Annotated in this window: 13 protein-coding genes and 1 riboswitch; of the genes, 4 read left to right on the plus strand and 9 right to left on the minus strand. The window is 51.0% G+C overall.

Features of this window, described 5'->3' with window-relative positions; genetic code table 11:
- Positions 1-48 precede the first annotated feature (48 nt).
- Positions 49-345: a ubiquinone biosynthesis accessory factor UbiK gene (gene ubiK, locus APT89_RS09120; protein WP_028014454.1), complete on the minus strand. Its 297-nt coding sequence runs from the start codon at positions 343-345 to the stop codon at positions 49-51.
- Positions 346-465: 120 nt separating this feature from the next.
- A riboswitch (FMN riboswitch) is annotated at positions 466-616 on the plus strand.
- 106 nt (positions 617-722) lie between these two features.
- On the opposite strand from ubiK, the gene ribB reads away from it, so the two are divergent.
- Positions 723-1,376, plus strand: a complete 654-nt coding sequence (gene ribB, locus APT89_RS09125) for a 3,4-dihydroxy-2-butanone-4-phosphate synthase (RefSeq protein WP_010435670.1) — start codon at positions 723-725, stop codon at positions 1,374-1,376.
- A gap of 48 nt (positions 1,377-1,424) precedes the next feature.
- On the opposite strand, the gene APT89_RS09130 is transcribed toward ribB, so the two are convergent.
- The 5 genes from APT89_RS09130 to zupT form a co-directional block, all read right to left on the minus strand.
- Entirely contained in the window at positions 1,425-2,468 is a 1,044-nt protein-coding gene (locus APT89_RS09130) for a pilus assembly protein (RefSeq protein ID WP_041908085.1), read from the minus strand.
- 2 nt (positions 2,469-2,470) lie between these two features.
- On the minus strand, positions 2,471-3,214 hold the full coding sequence (locus APT89_RS09135; RefSeq protein ID WP_181013165.1) for a fimbrial biogenesis chaperone: 744 nt from the start codon (positions 3,212-3,214) through the stop codon (positions 2,471-2,473).
- A gap of 6 nt (positions 3,215-3,220) precedes the next feature.
- Positions 3,221-5,743 carry a fimbria/pilus outer membrane usher protein gene (locus APT89_RS09140; RefSeq protein ID WP_060572108.1) on the minus strand — a complete coding sequence of 841 codons (2,523 nt, stop codon included), beginning with the start codon at positions 5,741-5,743 and terminating at the stop codon, positions 3,221-3,223.
- 86 nt (positions 5,744-5,829) lie between these two features.
- Positions 5,830-6,396 carry a fimbrial-like protein gene (locus APT89_RS09145; RefSeq protein ID WP_060572111.1) on the minus strand — a complete coding sequence of 189 codons (567 nt, stop codon included), beginning with the start codon at positions 6,394-6,396 and terminating at the stop codon, positions 5,830-5,832.
- A 450-nt stretch (positions 6,397-6,846) separates the two neighbouring features.
- Entirely contained in the window at positions 6,847-7,620 is a 774-nt protein-coding gene (gene zupT, locus APT89_RS09150; RefSeq protein ID WP_060572113.1) for a zinc transporter ZupT, read from the minus strand.
- Positions 7,621-7,750: 130 nt separating this feature from the next.
- On the opposite strand from zupT, the gene ygiD reads away from it, so the two are divergent.
- Positions 7,751-8,539 (plus strand): 4,5-DOPA-extradiol-dioxygenase, encoded by a 789-nt coding sequence (gene ygiD / locus APT89_RS09155; RefSeq protein ID WP_060572115.1) that lies wholly within the window; start codon positions 7,751-7,753, stop codon positions 8,537-8,539.
- A 37-nt stretch (positions 8,540-8,576) separates the two neighbouring features.
- Here the strand turns inward: ygiD and APT89_RS09160 are convergent, their stop codons facing one another.
- The 3 genes from APT89_RS09160 to tolC form a co-directional block, all read right to left on the minus strand.
- Entirely contained in the window at positions 8,577-9,737 is a 1,161-nt protein-coding gene (locus tag APT89_RS09160; RefSeq protein ID WP_060572117.1) for a glutathionylspermidine synthase family protein, read from the minus strand.
- Positions 9,738-9,739: 2 nt separating this feature from the next.
- The gene (locus APT89_RS09165; protein WP_028014445.1) at positions 9,740-10,405 is read right to left on the minus strand and encodes a DUF1190 family protein; all 666 of its coding nucleotides are present in this window, start codon (positions 10,403-10,405) and stop codon (positions 9,740-9,742) included.
- A gap of 161 nt (positions 10,406-10,566) precedes the next feature.
- Positions 10,567-12,045: an outer membrane channel protein TolC gene (gene tolC / locus APT89_RS09170; RefSeq protein WP_060572121.1), complete on the minus strand. Its 1,479-nt coding sequence runs from the start codon at positions 12,043-12,045 to the stop codon at positions 10,567-10,569.
- Positions 12,046-12,249: 204 nt separating this feature from the next.
- On the opposite strand from tolC, the gene nudF reads away from it, so the two are divergent.
- On the plus strand, positions 12,250-12,882 hold the full coding sequence (nudF, locus tag APT89_RS09175; protein ID WP_045631567.1) for an ADP-ribose diphosphatase: 633 nt from the start codon (positions 12,250-12,252) through the stop codon (positions 12,880-12,882).
- Positions 12,879-13,301, plus strand: a complete 423-nt coding sequence (locus APT89_RS09180; protein WP_003862516.1) for a DUF1249 family protein — start codon at positions 12,879-12,881, stop codon at positions 13,299-13,301. Before nudF ends, APT89_RS09180 begins: the two co-directional genes overlap by 4 nt.
- Positions 13,302-13,317: the final 16 nt, after the last annotated feature.

Consider the following 13,317-nt stretch of genomic DNA (forward strand, 5'->3'; position numbering starts at 1 on the left):
CCCGTTTTTTTTCACCCTCTCCCTGTGGGAGAGGGCATCAGGCCGCACTTACTCCTGATCGTCCACCGGCGGAATGGCCGGTGCCGGCTTCACTTCTTCCGGCGCATTGCGGTTTTCCAGCTCGCTCAGACGCTGTTCCAGCAGCGCCAGCTTCTCGCGGGTGCGCAGCAGAACCTGGGTCTGCACGTCAAACTCTTCGCGGCTGACTAAATCAAGGCGAACCAACTGCGCCTGCAGCGTCTGGCGGATTTTCTTCTCAACGTCATCACCAAATTCACGAATGCCCTTTGGCATGGACTCATGAACCTGACGCGCGATCTGCTCAATTTTCTTTGGGTCAATCATTGTCGTTTCCCTTGATGAAAAGGTGTTAGTGCCTATTGTAGCGCGTCATGCCGCGGGTTAAACAAAATTGTTTGAAGCTTATGCATTGCCCAGGGTAATCAATAGCGTTATAGTTATCTCGCTTATTCTCAGGGCGGGGCGAAATTCCCCACCGGCGGTAAATCAGCTTAGCGCTGAAAGCCCGCGAGCGCTTTGGGTGAATTCTCAAAGGTCAGCAGATCCGGTGTAATTCCGGGGCCGACGGTTAGAGTCCGGATGGGAGAGAGTAACGATCCAGTCGGGCATGGGCCCGCTCACGTTATCTTTTTGCCGCTTATACGGCGCTCCTAAGACTGCCCTGATTCTGGTAACCATAATGTTAATGAGGTTTTTTTACCATGAATCAGACGCTACTTTCCTCTTTTGGCACTTCAACTCAACGTGTTGAACATGCACTGGATGCACTGCGCGAAGGCCGCGGTGTGATGGTGCTTGACGATGAAAACCGTGAAAACGAAGGCGACATGATTTTCGCCGCCGAAAACATGACCGTTGAACAGATGGCGCTGACCATCCGTCACGGCAGCGGCATCGTATGCCTGTGTATTACCGAAGATCGTCGTAAGCAGCTTGAGCTGCCGATGATGGTCGAAAACAACACCAGCGCCTTTGGTACCGGCTTCACCGTGACCATTGAAGCGGCGCATGGCGTAACCACCGGCGTGTCGGCGGCTGACCGTCTGACCACCGTACGTGCAGCGATTGCAGACGGTGCTAAGCCATCCGATCTGCACCGTCCAGGCCACGTATTCCCACTGCGTGCGCAGGCGGGCGGCGTGCTGACCCGCGGCGGCCACACCGAGGCGACCATCGACCTGGTGACACTGGCGGGCTTTAAGCCTGCGGGCGTGCTGTGTGAACTGACCAACGATGACGGCACCATGGCCCGCGCGCCGGAGTGCATCACCTTTGCGCGTCTGCACAATATGCCGGTCGTGACGATTGAAGATCTGGTTGAGTATCGCCAGGCGCACGAGCGCAAAGCAAGCTGAACATGCTGATGTGAAAAAGCCGGGGAAACCCGGCTTTTTTGTATTTATTTACTCATAGTTTATCTTAAGAATAATGTCCTTGCTGAAGGGACCTACTTCAACCTCTCTGTTCGGGTTCTTCGTTAGCTTAGCCATATAATTATGGGTTACGATGGATGCCCTACCGTCTGGGAAATAGGTTGCAAAGGGATAATAGGTATTCATTAAGATATCCTGTCCTAAAGTTTCATCACGAATTTGCATTACTAAACCGTTACCCATATCGACGTGGCTGGTATCAAACAAATCATCTGTGTTAAAACTCATGGTCACATCAAACTGCTGTGAGCATGCCGCAGTCGCGTCGCGTATTGTCGACACGCTAAATGGGGCTTTTTGGTTGTTTACGTCGATGTTATTGACTTGGCCAAAATCGACAATTTGGTTTTCAGGGAATATCTGTATATCAACGCCACAGTCCAGAAAGTGAACATGATCGAGACCATCAATGTTATATCGGAGGTTTTTTGCATTAGAAGCGAGGTTCGCTCCACCCTCGCCGTCAAATTGAAGGACATTGACGCTGCCAAAGTTATAAACAGTATCCGGATCGTCAGGGAATGCCTTTAGTTTTACATATAAGCGGAAACGTGCAGGAAACGTGATGCTTTTCTGCATCGTGATGCCATTACATACCGGGTTATGCCATATACCATCATAGTATGGTTCGTATTTATCAAGACAGGCCCCGGTATCAATACCTTCATCATTCATCTCATGGTCTGCGCCGTTATAGGTAACGCCAAAAGTGAAATAGGGGTTATTTAATACATCCGCACTGTTCTTTGCAGATAGTTTTATCCATGCGAAGAGGTCTTCTGTCTGGTTGGTTTTGCTCCAGCCTGATGCATTATCGCAATAAACGGTTACGTTAACGTCAGAGCTTTCCCATATTTTGCTTCCGACGACCGCATTTGAAGGGACGGTAAAGCTTGGAAGGTTAGCGGTGTAAACCGTGGCACCGCCTTTATGATTTTGGTAGCAGTCTACCGCCCATGACGACGATGAAAAAAGCAGCAGCAATAAGCCCAGCAGTGAAGCGATCTTTTTCATTATTAGCCCTTTTTCACTATTTCGCTATGGCACACTGGCTGCACCGAAGTGCAGTTAATACTGAACATATTCAAACCGCCGTAATCGCCGATATAGCCAATCTGGAATTTGGCCGGGAGGTTTTTAAGGTCAGAGGTATTTTCGCTGAAAGGGGCTACCATAAACCCACTGGCGCCAGGTAAGAGGGTTTTACCGTCTGTACCGATGTAACCAACCGAGACGTGGTAAGGTGTTCTGTTTTTGATCGTTATGCCTGATGCGGTTCGGATGATATCCACTTTTTCCATAGGCACGGCTTGCCCTTCTTTAAGCACAATCGCCTTAGGACGCCAGAAAAGCTTCAGGCGGCTTTGCATCGCCAGTTGCATGACATTTTTCGCGTCTGAACGAGGGGGGATTTCGCGCATGTTGTAATAGAACAGACTCTCTCTGTCTTTAGGCAACTGAGCAAGCGTGGGTTGTCCCATCAGACGAATTTGGCTCTGCTCGCCAGCCTCCAGGCGCAGTAACGGAGGTAGAGGCGTAATGTATTCACGCGTCTTGACGCTGTTTTTATCTTCAATCCATGACTGAGCCAGGTAAGGCATGGTTTTACTCTGGTTAGTTAGTTTGACCGTGGTGCTCTTGTCCGTCTCATTAAAAATTATCCGCGTTCTGTCCGGTGAAACGGTGGCATGGGCGAGCGTGCTGAGACAGAGTAAACACAAAAATCCTTTTGCAATTAACGTTAATTTCATTTCATTCATCCTGAATTAATTTACTGATTTACAAGGTAAAATAATGGCTTTTCCATCGGCATTACTTTTATTCGGCGCTAAAATTTCGCAGCTGTTGCTACCCCACGTAAGTGTGAGTTCACTTTCATCCTGAAGACCGCTGAGGTAGACATAGCCGTCTTCAGCAACCAGGCCCGCATCTCTGCCTGTTGTTTTATCCACAACGTTGACACCTAACGGCGGAAAATGACCGTCTTGCAGACGGATAACACCCCAAATTTGATAACCTTTAGTGGCATTCATTTTGGCGTAACCAATTGCACCTTCAGTGAGCGTGGTACTGATCACTGAATTATTCACATCTACACCTTCCGGGAGATCGGCACTTTTCACGCGAATTGTAGAGGTGATGTAGTCGCTGACGGCGTTGGTAACCGCAATACCGTATCTGTTGGTGACAGTGCGGTTATCACTTAACGGGATATCAGCAATGCCGTCGGTATCAACCATCATGCGTGCATTGTTGCCGTTACTGTAATCATGCAGGGCCATACCGTGACGCGTTGCGGTCAAGGAGCCATTCCAGCCTGCCGTGAAAGAGTTGTAAAAGTTGGGCTGAATACTCCCCGTCATATTCAGACGGCCATAAGGAGAATAATGCTGGTAGCCACCGCGAACGGTCGGCTCGGCGTGACTAAAATCGCTATCCTTGCCGGATGCGGAAATATTCCAGGTATTGCTCCGGTCTGAAGAATCGTAGTACGAAGCCGTCTGTGTGAGGCTGCTATTGCCTGTTTTTTGCATGCTCCAGGAGGCGCTGCGGCTCTGCTCCAGTGGTACTGAGAAGGAAAGATAATATTGTGTCTCATCTTCTCCGTCCCACCTGGAGCGGCTAACTGAGAGCGACGCCGAAATACCCTGAAGGTTGCCAATATCAAAGTTACGGTTGACCGATACCGTGTAGTTTGTACTGGCTGTGTCGTCCCAATAAGTATTGCGCGTCAGGTTGAGATAGGCGTTCATTCCCAGCGAAGTGAAAAACTGGTTTAAAGAGAGAACATAGCTCTCTTTTTCATTACTGAGCGAATCATCACCGCTTCGCGACATTAAATACTCGTTCATAGTGACGTATTCTTTGTCAGAAAAACGATAGCCAGCAAACGTTACCTGGCTGCCGGTTTCTTCAAAGCGTTTAGAATAGTTTGCTCGATAGCTGTAGCCTCGCTGTTTGCCGCTATCCACATTGTGCAATGTTGCTTCAGCACGTGTGACATCAAATGACAGTGCGCCAAAGCTGTTCATGTTATAACCGATACCCGTTGTGACTGCCTGGTAATCATCGGCCGTCAGCAATGCTCCGCTGTAAAGCGAAATGTCACTCTTCCATCCCCACGAAAATTCTCCAGTCCAGAAGTAAGGATTGTTAACGTCGCTGTGGCCAACGCTTGTAGGCTTACCTGTCGAGGTTTTATAACGTACCTGACCTTTACGAGTCAGGAAGGGGATTGAAGACGAGCCGACCTGGAAGGTGTTTTTACGCCCATCCTCTTCTTCAACGGTAACATCGAGTTGCCCCTGGAAAGTATCGCCCAGGTCGGTGATGTTAAATGGACCAGGCGCGACGGTGGTCTGGTAAACCATTCTCCCATTTTGGGTCACGGTTACTTTGGCATTGGTCTGCGCGATGCCGGTAATCTGAGGAGCATACCCTTGCAAATCCGGGGGCAACATATTTTCATCACTCTCCAGTGAGAGCCCTGTGAAGTGGAACGTGTCGAAAATATCGGAATTGAGGTCGTACTGACCCAGAGTCAATTTGGCTGCCAATGATGGTATAGGACGGAATAAATAGGTGCGATCCAGCCCACTGTCACTGCTGTTGATATGCCCATTAGTATATGATTTATCGTACTGGTAATCTGAGCGCAAACGCCATGCGCCCAGGTTGAACCCGAGTGTGCCGTAAGAGCTGATGTTCTGGTTTTTTTCGCCGCTATCAGGATCGTACTGACTTGCATAGACGTTGTAATCGAGTAAGGCACCCGCCACGCCATCGTCCCAGAATTCTGGAGGCGTCCAGTTTTTTGCCTGATACTTCATCCATGCCTGAGGCGCAGTGATGGACACAACCATATCCGCTTTATTCAGACCGATGATTAATTCAGGTTTTGCGCTGAGATCGAGACAACCCTGTGTATTAACAGGCTGAAGTTGTTGAATAAACTCATCAGCGAAACCAAATGAGCGTAAATCGCTCTGTGTAAGACAGACCTGAGAGCCGCTTTCGTTGTCGGCTTTAATCCAGTCAAATGACCATAAGTTGGGAAGGCTTTTTTTGTTGATCTCAACGCGAGCGATGTACTGCCCTACAGGGATGTAACCTTTCTTTTCAAACTGGCTGAGGTCAATATTGCTTTTATCTTCAGTGTCAATCATGTCGGTGTTGAACTCTACCGACCAGGCAGGAGCTATGATTACACCTGCGACAATAATAGGGTGAATGATCTGTTTTATTAAAAGAGATAATACAGATATGGTCGGGTTTTTAATGTTGCGCATAAAATCCTTTTCTTTTAATAAAATAGACTATATAAGTCGGTAATTCCTTCACCGACTTATATTGCCCTAACGCTATTCGATAACGATTACTCGTAAGCCAGAATATAGTTAGCCTGGGTATAAACATCACCCGCAGTTGCAGTTTTGGTTGGTGATTCCATACGTGCTTTGAAATTCAGTTCCTGATACGCTTTACCTGCAACCAGGCTGAATACCTGCGCTACACCCATGTCTACGTTAGCTTTACCTTCGGTCAGGATACGTACGCCAACGTTTGATGCAGCACCGTAGTTACCTTCATAGGTATTTTTCAGCAGTTTAGTGGTCGCATCTTCGTTTGCAGAGTTAAAGGTTACTTTCGCTTTGCTGATAGTGGTTGGTGCTTCAGTGGTTCCGCCCGTCAGCGTACAGTCCTGCAGATGGATAGTAAAATCAACTGGCAGAGAGAACTTGCCACCGTTCAGCGCTGAATCCGCAACTTCACCCAGGTTAATCTGCAGGTCTTCATCGCCAGGCGCGATTGAGCAAGGTGCAGAGATAACTTCACCTTTAAACGTCACTTTACCATGACCTGCATCAGCAGCTGATGCATTGAAAGCTACGCCAGAAAGAAGGGAAGCAGTAACAACGGCTAACAGTGTTTTGTTCAACATTTAATATATTCCTTTATAGTAATGAAGGTATGATTATCAATTTTAATTAACTGATATTGTTTTAGTGCAGCGAAGGGGAATATATCATTATTATTTGTGATTTCATTTTTAGAAAATTTAAAAAGAGCTTTAAGCTGAGATGTTTATATTCATAAGGATGATGATCATGCTCTGGAATGTATGTGTCAGGAGTGTATGAAAGTGAGGGTTTCTTAGGATTCCATCAAGAAAAGTGCGGGAATCAGACGTCCATCAGGTTATTATAATTGCTAAACGAATTGACTCTTTTTTTTGCAAGATTAATGATTGAGTAAATAATTATATTTTTATCAAATGCAATTGCATGAAACAATTTCTTTCAGAATGTATTATAACTTAGACTAATTAATGTGTGTTATGACAAAAAAGACACATAAAGTTACACCTTCAATTCTGAAGGTGCTTTCCGTTTTAGCCGATACCTACAGTTTGTAATATCACCAGGCTCATTCCCATGATTGTCATGCCGCACAGCACGCCATAGCTCGGGTTATTATTCGGGTCGATCTCTTTCGCCAGCGGCATCAGCTCATCGACGGAGAGCGCAACCATGATCCCGGCGACGGCAGCCATAATTGCCGCCATCATGACAGGAGACACCAGGCTGCCGAGGATCAGCCACGCCAGTACCCCGCCGAGAATTTCGGCCATTCCGGAGATTCCCGCCCAGAATACGGCCGTACGTTTTGAGCCGGTCGCAGCATAAACCGGCCCGGCAACCGCAAGTCCTTCAGGAATATTGTGCAAGGCCACCGCCAGCGCCACGCCAAAGCCCATCTCCAGATTGCTGCTGGCCGTAACATACGTGGCGACCCCTTCCGGGAAGTTATGCAGACTGATACCCAGCGTCAGCAGGATGGCCGTGCGCTTGATGTTGCCGGGGATTGGAGTAACGCTTTTTTGCATTAAATCCTGAGGATGGGCGTGGGGCAGCATACGGTCGAGCGCAAAATAGCCCAGCAGGCCGACGATGAACATGCCGTAGCCGATCACCGGAGACATTCCCTCAGTGTGAAGCGCTGCGGGCAGCATCTCCATCAGAGAGATAAGCAGCATGATCCCAGCGGCGAAGCCCAGCGAAAACGCCAGAAGACGATTAGACGGTTTTTGCCCAAGTACGCCGAGGAACGCACCGATAAAGGTCGCGGCACCCGCAAGCACGGTCAAAATTAAGGGTACTGACATGCACTCTCCTTAAGGGATATCTTACGTTCAAATTTCCTGGTGATGATCTTCACGGTTATCTGCGTTTATCTTCACCTGAATGGGCGTAATGTAGCACCATCAAATTGCCAATATCTCTAAGGATATCACCATGACTTCTTCACGTATGCCAGCACTGTTTTTAGGCCACGGTAGCCCAATGAACGTTCTGGAAGATAACGTCTATACCCGTGCCTGGCATCATCTGGGCGAGACGTTGCCGCGTCCGAAGGCGATTGTGGTGGTATCTGCACACTGGTTTACCCGTGGTACGGGCGTCACCGCGATGGAAGCACCAAAGACCATCCATGATTTCGGCGGCTTCCCGCAGGCGCTGTACGACACGCATTATCCTGCGCCGGGTTCGCCTGAACTGGCGCAGCAACTGGTTGATTTACTGGCTCCCGTCCCGGTCACGCTGGATAAAGAAGCCTGGGGCTTTGACCACGGCTCGTGGGGCGTGCTGATTAAGATGTACCCGGATGCCGATATCCCAATGGTGCAGTTGAGCATCGACAGCACTAAACCCGCCGCCTGGCATCTGGAAATGGGCCGCAAGCTGGCAACCCTGCGTGATGAAGGCATCATGCTGGTGGCGAGTGGCAACGTGGTGCACAACCTGCGTACGGCGCGCTGGCATGGCGAAAACACGCCATACCCGTGGGCGAGCGCTTTTAACGCCTACGTCAAAGCGAACCTGACCTGGCAAGGCCCGGTTGAGAAGCATCCGTTAGTGAACTATCTGGAACACGAAGGCGGTTCGCTCTCTAACCCGACGCCGGAACACTTCCTGCCGCTGCTGTATGTGCTTGGTGCATGGGACGGTCAGGAGCCGGTTACCATTCCGATTGACGGCATTGAGATGGGCAGTTTGAGTATGCTGTCGGTGCAGGTGGGGTAAAAACATGCCCGGTAAGCGTAGCGCCACCGGGCAAGTTTTATTCAACAAAAATATGCGGATAGAACCGTGACAGATCCTGCGTAATCAACGCGCGATCTTCGCGAATACCAATCCCGGCAGGTTGATCATTAATAAGCCAGCTGCCGATCAGCGTATAGCTGTCGCCAAACTTCGGCAGTTGATAAAACTCCTGGACGATCATCCCTTCTTCACCGTACGGCCCTTCAACCGCTTCCAGCGTTTTACCGTTTTCGATAATGGAGACGTTCGCGCCTTCGCGGGAAAAGATAGGCTTAACGACGTATTTCTCCATCGGCGGGAACTCATCTTCGGCAAAGTAAGCTGGCAACAGGTTAGGATGGTTCGGGAACATCTCCCACAGCATCGGCAGCAGGGCTTTGTTGGAGATAATGCTCTTCCACGCCGGTTCCAGCCAGCGCACGCCCGCGTCTTCCAGCTTGGTGGAGAACATTTCACGCAGCATATATTCCCACGGATAGAGCTTGAACAGGTTGCTGATCACCTGATCCTGCATATCCGTAAACTGACCTTTTTCCCCCAGGCCAATATCTTCGATATAGAGGAATTCAGTCGCCACTTCCGCTTCGGCCGCGCAGTCCTGCAGATACTGAACCGTGCCCCTGTCTTCTTGCGTGTCGCGACAGCAGGCAAGATGCAGCAGATTGAAGCCAAACTGCTCCCGCAGTTCGGCGAAACGCTCAATCAGCTTTTCCTGCAGGCTGTTGAACTGGTCGCTACCTTCCGGCAGGTTTCCGGCGTTCATCTGATCTTCCAGCCAAATCCACTGGAAGAATGCCGCTTCGTAAAGAGAGGTCGGCGTATCCGCGTTGTTTTCTAAAAGCTTCGGCTCACCCACGCCGTCCCACGCCAGATCGAGGCGAGAGTAAAGCGAAGGCTGATTCGTTTTCCACGACTGACGGACGAAACTCCAGGTGTGCTTCGGAATACGGAATTTAGTCATCAGCTCGTCGCTGTCGATGACTTTATCCACCACCTTCAGGCACATCTGGTGCAGCTCGGCCGTCACCTCTTCCAGTTTTTCCACCTGGTCGAGCGTCAGTTTGTAGTAAGCATCTTCACACCAGTACGGCTCGCCGTACATGGTGTGGAAGTTAAAACCGTATTCAGTGGCTTTTTCGCGCCAGTCCGGGCGCTCGGTAATACTGACTCGTTCCATGATCAGCCGCCCATTGAGCGAGTGGAAGTGCCTGTTGCACTACGCTGCATGCTGGTCTGTTTCGCCACAGACTCACCGAACCCACCGCGGGTGATGGTGCTGGTGGTCGCAGGCTTCGGCGCCATCGCGGTTTTCGGGACGGTCACGGTGCGGCCCGGGGTCGCTGCGCCATAGCCTTTGCCGCTGGCATCGGTATATTGACCATAAGCCGGGCTGGCCGGGTTTTTCGAGCTAAACAGCGGTTGCTGCTGATAGCCCGCACCGCCGCCCATCAGGCGGCCCATCATGTAGCCTGCCATTAATGGCATCCAGAAGCTGCCGCTGGACTGCGCCTGCGCCTGATTTTCCGGCGCAGTACCTGCCTGAGCTGGCGTCTGCTGACACTGTCCTTCACCAAATTCCGCCACGCAGTCTTCGCGTGAGGCATATTTCGGCGCGGTGCGTTCCGCTTCTTTCAGGGCGTTGGTGTAGGCGGTTTTACATTCTGCTGCCTGGCCGGTTGCGGCGGAGCAGTCGTCCGCGTTTTGATACAGCGAAACCGTTTCGTCGTTTTTCTCACAGCCTGCCAGCATAAAGACCGCGGTTACTGCCAGCGCAACAGGGGTGAGATGACGTGCGTTCCAGCTTTTGCGGAACGACGCGTGGTTAATCGTTTTTGTCCGTTTCATGTTTGTCTTCCAGGACCCAGTGGTAATAACGCTCAGGATAGTGGATGAGTGGTTGAAAATGAAGCGAAGAGGGGCGGAATCAGGGGGATCTTTACGTTGGCTTACGTTCGGGTGTGATTCAGCTGCGCCCTCTCCCGGTGAGAGAGGGCGTGATAACACTCTTAGTTACGGAACGGGTTAGAACCGCTGCTTGCAGGTGCCGTGCTACGCGCGGCCGCTGGCTGTGCGGCAGGGGCGCTGCCGTTAGCGTTGAAGTTATCAACGGCGGCAACCTGCTCCGGGTTCTCCGGCGCAACGCTGTCCGGCGAGGTAGAGACCGGTTTGCCCAGCGCGCTGTTCAGCATCTGCAGATCCTGCTCGTTCAACGTACCGAGCGCCTGCTTGATGTTCAGCTGGTTAATCAGGTACTGGTAACGTGCGCTGGAGAGCTGCTGTTTCGCGTTGTACAGCGTGGTGGTCGCGTCGAGCACGTCAACGATTGTACGTGTACCGACCGAGTAACCCGCTTCCATTGCATCCAGGGAGCTCTGTGCAGACACAACGGCCTGTTTATAGGCGTTGATGCTACTGATAGACGCGTTCACGTTGTTGAAGGACGAACGCACGGTCTGCACCACGTTGCGGTGCGCGCTTTCCAGCTGCTCGCTCGCGCCAACAAAGTTGTACTGCGCCTGTTTCACCTGAGAGTTTACCTGACCGCCCTGGTACAGTGGCAGAGAGAAGCTCAGGCCCACTTTGTTCTGACCCATATTGCTGTCGTCATACTGGGAAGTATTGGTCTTAGAGCCGCTATAGGTCGTATCAGAGACACCGGTAGAGGCGCTCAGGCTCAGGGTTGGCAGATGGCCGTCCTGCGCCTGACGAATTTGCTCGCGGGCCAGGTCCTGGCTCAGACGCGCCTGCAGCAACGTCAGGTTGCGGTTTTCCGCCTCTTTCAGCAGGGCGTTAACGGCCTGCGGCTTATCCGTTTTGAAGCTGTCGACGTTCAGGGAAGCCAGCTCAGGATAGTAATTCCCGGTCACCTGGCGCAGGGATTCCAGCGCGTTGTCGAGGTTGTTACGCGCGGTCACTTCGTTGGCCAGCACGGTGTCGTACTGTGAACGGGCGTTCTGCACGTCGGTGATCGCCACCAGACCCACGTTGAAGCGCTGGGTGGTTTGATCCAACTGGCGGTAGATCGCCTGTTTCTGCGCTTCGGTGTAGGAGAGCGCATCAATGGCGCTCAGCACGTTGAAGTACGCGGTGGCAGTATTCAGGATCAGCGTTTGCTGGTCGGTCTGATAGGTCACATCCTGGATGCCCGCGCTCTTTTCCTGCAGGGTCAGGGCACGCCATTTGGACATATCAAACAGCGTCTGTGTCAATTGCAGTGAGGCGCTGGTAGCATTGGAGTTTACGCCGTTAGCGTCGCGGAAACCGTTGCTGTAGGTATAATCTGCACCTAACCCTAACTGCGGCAGCAGTGGGCTACGCGCTTCGTTAATCTTTTCAAACGCAGCATCACGATCGGCCGCTGATTTACGTAAATCAGGGTTGCCCAGACGTGCCTGCTGGTAGACCTGTAACAGGTTTTCCGCCTGGCTCATTGCACTGAAGCCCGTCAGGCTCAGGCCGATAAGGATGGGGAGCAATTTCTTCATTTGCATTCCTTGTTGTGAAGCAGTATTAGCGCTGATCTAATTAAAAAATAATTGCCGATTCTAACAGAATCATCCACACCAAAAGGTTGGCGTTACGTGCCATCTGGCGGTAATTTGCACCAATCTACCATATAGCCTTACAAACGGCAGCCAAACAGCCTTGAAATTCACAATTTCATCACCATTGCTACCAGGACTCGACTCATGCAAAAACCAGAAAAGTTGCCCGTGACATTCGCCAAAAACGATGTAGAAATTATTGCACGAGAAACGCTTTATAGCGGTTTTTTTTCGATGGATCTTTACCGTTTCAGGCATCGCCTGTTCAACGGTGAAATGAGCGGCGAAATCAGACGTGAAATTTTTGAGCGCGGGCATGCGGCTGTCTTGCTACCCTTTGACCCAGTGCGTGACGAAGTCGTGCTGGTGGAGCAAATCCGCATTGCCGCGTATGACACCAGTGAAAGCCCGTGGCTGCTGGAGATGGTGGCCGGGATGATCGAAGAGGGCGAGTCGGTTGAAGACGTCGCCCGTCGCGAGGCGCTGGAAGAGGCCGGGCTGTTGGTAGGCCGCACAAAACCGGTGTTGAGCTATCTGGCGAGTCCGGGTGGCACCAGCGAACGCTTATCCATTATGGTGGGCGAAGTGGACGCCACGACCGCAGAAGGTATTCACGGTCTGGCTGATGAAAACGAAGATATTCGGGTTCATGTGGTGAGCCGGGAACAGGCTTATCAGTGGGTAGAAGAGGGGAAAATCGACAACGCAGCGTCTGTCATCGCCCTGCAATGGCTGCAGCTGCATTATCAGACATTACGAAACGAGTGGAAAAAATGAAGCGCTATACGCCTGACTTCCCAGAAATGATGCGCCTGTGCGAAACCAATTTCGCACAGCTGCGCCGCCTGCTGCCGAGAAACGACGCACCCGGCGAAACGGTAAGCTATCAGGTGAGCAACGCGCAGTATCGGTTAACGATAACAGAATCAACGCGCTACACTACGCTGGTGGAAATAGAACAAACAGCGCCCAGCATCAGCTACTGGAGCCTGCCGTCGATGACGGTGCGTCTCTATCATGACGCGATGGTCGCTGAAGTGTGTTCAAGTCAGCAGATCTTTCGCTTCAAGGCGCGGTATGATTATCCGAATAAAAAGTTGCATCAACGCGACGAAAAGCATCAAATTAACCAGTTTTTAGCCGACTGGCTAAGATATTGTTTAGCACATGGAGCAATGGCGATTCCGGTTTGTTAGCGTCATAAACCTACCT

The sequence above is a fragment of the Enterobacter sp. 50588862 genome (genome assembly GCF_001462935.1).
Lineage (GTDB): Bacteria > Pseudomonadota > Gammaproteobacteria > Enterobacterales > Enterobacteriaceae > Enterobacter > Enterobacter bugandensis.

Bases quoted from the DNA above. Each gene is read 5' to 3' on its own strand.
- APT89_RS09130 (WP_041908085.1), bottom strand. From the start codon at position 2,468: ATGAAAAAGATCGCTTCACTGCTGGGCTTATTGCTGCTGCTTTTTTCA.
- APT89_RS09165 (WP_028014445.1), bottom strand. From the start codon at position 10,405: ATGAAACGGACAAAAACGATTAACCACGCGTCGTTCCGCAAAAGCTGG.
- nudF (WP_045631567.1), top strand. From the start codon at position 12,250: ATGCAAAAACCAGAAAAGTTGCCCGTGACATTCGCCAAAAACGATGTA.
- APT89_RS09160 (WP_060572117.1), bottom strand. From the start codon at position 9,737: ATGGAACGAGTCAGTATTACCGAGCGCCCGGACTGGCGCGAAAAAGCC.
- ygiD (WP_060572115.1), top strand. From the start codon at position 7,751: ATGACTTCTTCACGTATGCCAGCACTGTTTTTAGGCCACGGTAGCCCA.
- tolC (WP_060572121.1), bottom strand. From the start codon at position 12,045: ATGAAGAAATTGCTCCCCATCCTTATCGGCCTGAGCCTGACGGGCTTC.
- zupT (WP_060572113.1), bottom strand. From the start codon at position 7,620: ATGTCAGTACCCTTAATTTTGACCGTGCTTGCGGGTGCCGCGACCTTT.
- APT89_RS09135 (WP_181013165.1), bottom strand. From the start codon at position 3,214: ATGAATGAAATGAAATTAACGTTAATTGCAAAAGGATTTTTGTGTTTA.
- APT89_RS09180 (WP_003862516.1), top strand. From the start codon at position 12,879: ATGAAGCGCTATACGCCTGACTTCCCAGAAATGATGCGCCTGTGCGAA.
- ubiK (WP_028014454.1), bottom strand. From the start codon at position 345: ATGATTGACCCAAAGAAAATTGAGCAGATCGCGCGTCAGGTTCATGAG.
- APT89_RS09145 (WP_060572111.1), bottom strand. From the start codon at position 6,396: ATGTTGAACAAAACACTGTTAGCCGTTGTTACTGCTTCCCTTCTTTCT.
- APT89_RS09140 (WP_060572108.1), bottom strand. From the start codon at position 5,743: ATGCGCAACATTAAAAACCCGACCATATCTGTATTATCTCTTTTAATA.
- ribB (WP_010435670.1), top strand. From the start codon at position 723: ATGAATCAGACGCTACTTTCCTCTTTTGGCACTTCAACTCAACGTGTT.